Raw genomic sequence first — 5913 nt, 5'->3', positions numbered from 1 at the left:
CTGTAGAAAATGAACATATTATGTGGCAATTCTGCTGAGTAATCATGCTCTCTATATTCTTTGGAACTCTCGTTGCTACGATTATTCTCTATTGAAAAATTAGCTGGCCATAATGTCGATTTTCTACATAGCTGGATGATCAGTTTACTTCATGTTATTTAAAGGGAGAGGTTATCTTATAGGGTAGTTATTACTGCTAAATTAGATGTTAGTTCTCTTTTTTTTGCAATAACTGACTGTAAAAAAGATTTATATTTTAGAATAGTGATTTGATATTTATAAAGAATTAGTCGTCTGGGGGGAGGATTATAAAGTTTTTTTTATTTATATATCTATAAGTGATGAGGTGGGGTTTGTTACGATAGAGTAGATCTTTGTCGTCGATGATAACGACAAGCGCAGCAAGAGTAATTATTGCTGCGCTTGAAATGAGAATTATAGAATTTGATTAAGGATATGATCGGCTTTAATTCGGCGAATTCGCTTAATTAATTTCTTCACTTGCAGTGGATAGCTGTCGATTTTCTCGATTTGTTTATAGCTACCAATTAATGTGGTGTGGGTTAGTATACAATCTATTTCTTGCTGAGTTTGCGGTGCGAGAAGTTGATTTTTATCATGAATAAGAATGGCGTTTTCTAAGTCAAGTTTCCATGCTCGAGGGTTTAAGTTATTACCTGTTACCAGCATGTATTGATCGTCGACCCAGATCCCTTTGAGATGGAAGCTATTATTATCATGTTTCCACAGATGAATAGCTAATTGGCGACTTGCGATTGCTGCTTCATTACTTTTTGCAAAGTTACGTAAGTTTACTTCGTAAAGATAAGGTAAACCGGCAATAGTTTTAAACGGCTCTGACGGTGGAATATAAAAGTCGTTTGCTGTTTTGTCACCAACAACAATAGTAACCTTAACACCACGTTTGAGGGCTTTAATAACTTCTTTGCTGACGCCGCGAGGGAAATTAAAATAAGGCGTGCAAATAGTTAGTTTATTCTGTGCGCTGGCAATTAAAGTGCAAATATCTTGATTAAGCTGATTACGACGTTTACCTAAACCAATAAGTGGTGTTAAGCCTACTTCATCTGCTGCAATAGCTTCTGATACGTAGTGGTAGCTTGCTTGTTGCAATTCTGCTCGAAGATCTTTTATCGCGCTTTTTAATGATTTTGTATCGGGACGTTCTGCTTGGTTTAGACAATTGACCGCATCACTTTCAACTAAGGTTTCAGTGATAAATTGTGCCATGCTATTCGCTAATTTGTTATTTTTGATCACATGATAGCGGTCGTAACGGTAGCGGTCGTGTTGTGCAAGATAAACATCATTAAGGCTAGCACCGCTATATATCACGGTATCATCGATAATAAAGCCTTTTAAATGTAAGACTCCAAATACTTCACGATTTCGAACTGGTACGCCAAGAACTTCAATAGGATGCTGATATTTCTCAGCATATTCACGGTATAACGCGGCATTACCATCAGATTGACTTGCGCCAATAAGACCTCGCTGAGCTCGATGCCAATCAACGAATACTTTTATATCTAATGCCGGATTACGTTGTTTTGCTTCGTATAGCGCTGTCAGTATACCGCGACCAGCTTCATCATCTTGTAGATAAAGCGCAACGATATAAATACGCTGCTGTGCTGAATCGATTTCTTGGTACAAACGCTCTCTGAAAGAACTCGCGTCAAAAAGAGTCTCTAAATTTTCGGGCTTGTGCGCAATACGCGGCAGCTGATCTATTTGCTGCCTGTTAGCAATAGCTGAATCCATTATCGCCTCGTTTACACGATCTATAAGAAGATAAATTTGAGTTAAGGATCGAATTATATCAGAAAAAATAGCAAGTCAACCTATCTCATTGTCAGATATATAACTGCTTCACTAAATTGTGATTATGATTGAACTTTATATTGCATTGGAATGAGTTTTTTTCCGCTATTACAATAACGTTCAAAACGTTGTTGTAAATCATGAGGTAGTTGCTGAGGTGATAACGTAATAAACCCTGCGTGTTGATATAGAGCTTCAAGTTCTATAAACGCAAAGCAATAACACGGTTTTTGTTTTATTTGTGGTGTAACATGCTGAAGTAAATGAGTTGCTATTTTTTGACCGCGGAATTCAGGTTTGACAAGCATACCCGTTAACAGTTGTAACTCCCCAATAGGCTTAAATCGAACACAACAAACAATCCCTAGTGGTGATTCTCCAACCCATAAAATTTCATCACGCTTGGCTTTCCCTGCGGGATAAAAATCCTTATAGAGTTTATTGACGATAGGTAAACGAATTATCTTTAACGGTTGATAGTGAACTTGGCTCATGGGAAAACACTGCGTTGTGAGATTGAATCGGGTAAAATGAATCAAATAGTATAAAGATATGGTCTCAAATTAACATGAAAGTTTTACATGATCGTGGCTTAGCGCCTTATCATACCTTTGGTATTGATGTTACCGCCAAACAGATTGTTGAAGCCGAAAATATCGATGATTTTATTCATATTTGGCACGATTCAAATTTTAATAATATGTCTAAATTAGTCGTAGGACATGGAAGTAATTTACTTTTTTGTGAAGCCTATGAAGGTGTGGTTATTCTTAATCGTATTAAAGGTATTACATTAACAGAAACGTCATCGAGTTTTTGTTTGCATGTTGGTGGCGGTGAAGATTGGCATCAATTGGTCCGCTGGTGTGTTGAGCGTAATATAGGTGGCTTAGAAAATTTAGCTTTAATTCCTGGTTGTGTAGGTTCATCACCGATTCAAAATATTGGTGCTTATGGTGTTGAGCTCAAAGATGTGTGCCAATATGTTGATGTGCTTGATGTCATTACTCAGGAAATTAAACGCTACGACGCTGCATCATGTCAATTTGGTTACCGAGATTCTATTTTTAAACATCAATTAAAAGATGGTCATATTATTGTTGCGGTTGGTTTTTGTTTGCCGAAAATATGGCAGCCTAAAATTACGTATGTACCTTTAAATCAATTTGATTTAGCAACAGTTACTCTTCAGCAAGTATTTGATGCTGTATGTGAGATCCGTCAAGCCAAATTGCCTGATCCCGCAGTGATTGGTAATGCGGGCAGTTTTTTTAAAAATCCGATTATTTCAAAAAAGGTATTAAAGAAGCTAGTTATTGATTACCCAGCGATACCTAGTTACGGTGTTGATGAGCAGCATGTGAAATTAGCAGCAGGTTGGCTTATTGATCAATGTGGTTTAAAAGGTTATCAGATTGGTGGCGCTAAGGTACATCCACAACAAGCGTTGGTATTGACTAATATTGGTACGGCAACGGCGCAAGATGTTATTCAACTTGCACGGTATGTCGTTGATAGTGTGGCAACAAAATTTGATATAGCATTAGAACATGAGGTGCGGTTTATGGCAGCTAACGTTGAAACGCATTTGGCCGAGATACAAGCATAATGAAAGAACATTCAACCCGTTTAGCTCTGATTCGTTTATTAGCCGATGGCCATTTTCATTCAGGTGAAAAATTAGGCCTAGCGCTAGGAATGTCACGTGCTGGTATTGCGAAACAAATTAAAATCATTCAGCAGTGGGGACTAGATTTATATAGTGTTCAAGGCAAAGGTTATTGTTTAGCAGCCCCTATTGAATTACTTGATAGTCAGTGTATTGCAAAATTGGTTAGTTGCCCTCAATTAGAATTGATTCCGGTAATAGATTCGACTAATCAGCACTTACTTAATCAAATCGATCAATTACCGAGTGGTGCTGTTTGTCTTGCTGAATATCAACAAGCCGGCCGTGGTCGACGTGGTCGCCAGTGGCAATCGCCTTTTGGTAGTAATTTATATTTATCTACTTATTGGCGTTTAGAGGCAGGTGTTGCGGCGGCGATGGGGTTAAGCTTGGTGGTTGGTGTAGCGATTGCTGAAGCGTTACAACAACTTGGCGCGCCTGATATTCGCGTAAAATGGCCCAATGATCTTTATTATCATGATCAAAAGTTAGCGGGGATTTTAGTTGAAATGACAGGGAAAGCGGGTGACGCCGCACATTTAGTCATTGGAATTGGATTAAATATTGCGATGCCTACGGCAGCGACAACAATGATAGATCAAGCTTGGACCAATCTTAGTGCTGCATGTTCACCATTGCCGTCGCGTAATGTGTTAGCGGCAACGTTAATTGATCGCATTCATCAAACGCTAGCAGAATATGAAAATATTGGACTCAGTGGTTTTGTTGAGCGCTGGAATAAAATAGATAATTTTTTAAATCGGCCTGTTAAACTGCTTATTGGTGATCGTGTAATTGAAGGTATTGCTCGCGGTATTAATGAGCAAGGGGCTTTATTGCTGGAAAATGATAATGATATTACTGCTTATGTTGGTGGTGAAATCAGCCTTAGAGGTTGTTAATGCAGTTATTAATTGAAGCGGGTAATACTTACGTTAAAGTTGCGCTATTACAAGTCAGTGGTCAAGTGGAGCTGATTGGTAAATATCCAAGTAAAAAATTAGAGTTAGTGTTGGATCCTATTTTAGAACAAAAGATCAAACGTATTGTTTTTGCAAGTGTTGGGCCTGTTGAAGTGGATAATACGATTCAGCGTATTGCGCAAGTTGCGAATATTCCTGTGCTGCAAGTAAAAACGATGCGTAAAGATTTTGGGGTTAAAAATGGCTATAGTGAATACCAATATTTAGGTGTTGATCGTTGGTTAACATTAGTCGCTATTCATCAAAAGTTTAAGCGTCCTACAGTTATTGTTGATATTGGTACTGCATTAACATTTGATGTTTTAAGTGGTGATGGAAAGCACCTTGGTGGCTGGATCGCACCTGGTTATCAATTAATGATGAAAGTGGTACTGGAAAATACCACCAAGGTGTTTTCTGACCATGATCATAGTGATCGACTAAGTTTGGCTGACAATACAGCTGATGGTCTTAAAAATGGTTGCCGCGCAGCTTTGATTGGTTTGATTGAATACGGCCTAAAAGAAGCTCGAGAAAAACTGACGGTAGAGCCTGAAGTGGTGTTGTGTGGTGGTGGTGTTCGTCATCTTCCTTTAGACGATATTAAAAATTATAATCACCGCTCTGAATTGGTTCTTGAAGGGCTCGCTTTGTATGCGAAATGTCGATAATGGATAAAATTACGTCAGTTGATAAAAAAAGCATAAAAAAAAAGCACTAAAGTATTGCATCAAAAATCATCATTATCTAGAATGCGCATCAATTAAGCCGACTTAGCTCAGTAGGTAGAGCAACTGACTTGTAATCAGTAGGTCACCAGTTCGACTCCGGTAGTCGGCACCAGTTTCAAGAATTTCGGTGGGGTTCCCGAGTGGCCAAAGGGAGCAGATTGTAAATCTGCCGGCACTGCCTTCGAAGGTTCGAATCCTTCCCCCACCACCATTATTCAAATAGTTAAATAGCGCTACGAGTAAAAAAAGTTTTTGCGGGCATCGTATAATGGCTATTACCTCAGCCTTCCAAGCTGATGACGCGGGTTCGATTCCCGCTGCCCGCTCCACACTTCTTGTGTGCTGATATAGCTCAGTTGGTAGAGCGCACCCTTGGTAAGGGTGAGGTCGGCAGTTCGAATCTGCCTATCAGCACCACTCTTCAGTCAATATTTATCAATTTGTTATATACTCAACAAACCCATGTTTGGTTGTGTGGTCGTAATGCCACTAAATACCGTGCCCAGAGGGACTATCCATGTCTAAAGAAAAATTCGAACGCGTAAAACCGCACGTTAACGTTGGTACTATCGGCCACGTTGACCACGGTAAAACAACTCTAACTGCTGCTATCTGTACTACACTTGCAAAAGTGTACGGTGGTACAGCGAAAGATTTCGCATCAATCGACAACGCTCCTGAAGAGCGCGAGCGCGGTATCACAATT

The 5913-nt window shown here is 39.2% G+C and carries 6 protein-coding genes and 4 tRNA genes; 8 read left to right on the top strand and 2 right to left on the bottom strand.

Features of this window, described 5'->3' with window-relative positions:
- Positions 1-435: 435 nt before the first annotated feature.
- Together pssA and VXS03_RS19955 are read right to left on the bottom strand one after the other, a co-directional pair.
- Positions 436-1785: a CDP-diacylglycerol--serine O-phosphatidyltransferase gene (pssA, locus tag VXS03_RS19960; protein WP_327765523.1), complete on the bottom strand. Its 1350-nt coding sequence runs from the start codon at positions 1783-1785 to the stop codon at positions 436-438.
- Positions 1786-1907: 122 nt separating this feature from the next.
- The gene (locus VXS03_RS19955) at positions 1908-2339 is read right to left on the bottom strand and encodes a GNAT family N-acetyltransferase (protein WP_327765522.1); all 432 of its coding nucleotides are present in this window, start codon (positions 2337-2339) and stop codon (positions 1908-1910) included.
- 74 nt (positions 2340-2413) lie between these two features.
- Here VXS03_RS19955 and murB point away from each other — a divergent pair, with 74 nt between their 5' ends.
- From murB to VXS03_RS19915, 8 genes are all read left to right on the top strand, one after another.
- Entirely contained in the window at positions 2414-3454 is a 1041-nt protein-coding gene (gene murB / locus VXS03_RS19950; protein ID WP_327765521.1) for a UDP-N-acetylmuramate dehydrogenase, read from the top strand.
- Positions 3454-4416, top strand: coding sequence for a bifunctional biotin--[acetyl-CoA-carboxylase] ligase/biotin operon repressor BirA (gene birA / locus VXS03_RS19945; protein ID WP_327765520.1), 963 nt, complete (start codon positions 3454-3456; stop codon positions 4414-4416). Before murB ends, birA begins: the two co-directional genes overlap by 1 nt.
- Entirely contained in the window at positions 4416-5147 is a 732-nt protein-coding gene (locus tag VXS03_RS19940) for a type III pantothenate kinase (RefSeq protein WP_327765519.1), read from the top strand. The genes birA and VXS03_RS19940 overlap by 1 nt, the downstream gene beginning before the upstream one ends.
- Before the next feature lie 96 nt (positions 5148-5243).
- Positions 5244-5319: transfer RNA gene (locus VXS03_RS19935), tRNA-Thr, on the top strand.
- A 14-nt stretch (positions 5320-5333) separates the two neighbouring features.
- Positions 5334-5418 (top strand) — tRNA-Tyr (locus tag VXS03_RS19930).
- A gap of 43 nt (positions 5419-5461) precedes the next feature.
- A tRNA-Gly gene (locus tag VXS03_RS19925) sits at positions 5462-5536 on the top strand.
- 12 nt (positions 5537-5548) lie between these two features.
- Positions 5549-5624: transfer RNA gene (locus VXS03_RS19920), tRNA-Thr, on the top strand.
- Positions 5625-5724: 100 nt separating this feature from the next.
- On the top strand, positions 5725-5913 hold a 189-nt coding region (locus VXS03_RS19915), incomplete at its 3' end, for a GTP-binding protein (RefSeq protein ID WP_327765518.1).

The organism is Photobacterium sp. S4TG1 (genome assembly GCF_036040035.1).
In the GTDB taxonomy this organism is placed as follows: Bacteria; Pseudomonadota; Gammaproteobacteria; order Enterobacterales; family Vibrionaceae; genus Photobacterium.
The sequence above is the reverse complement of the archived record's forward strand: the minus strand, read 5'-3'. Positions and strand labels throughout refer to the sequence as shown.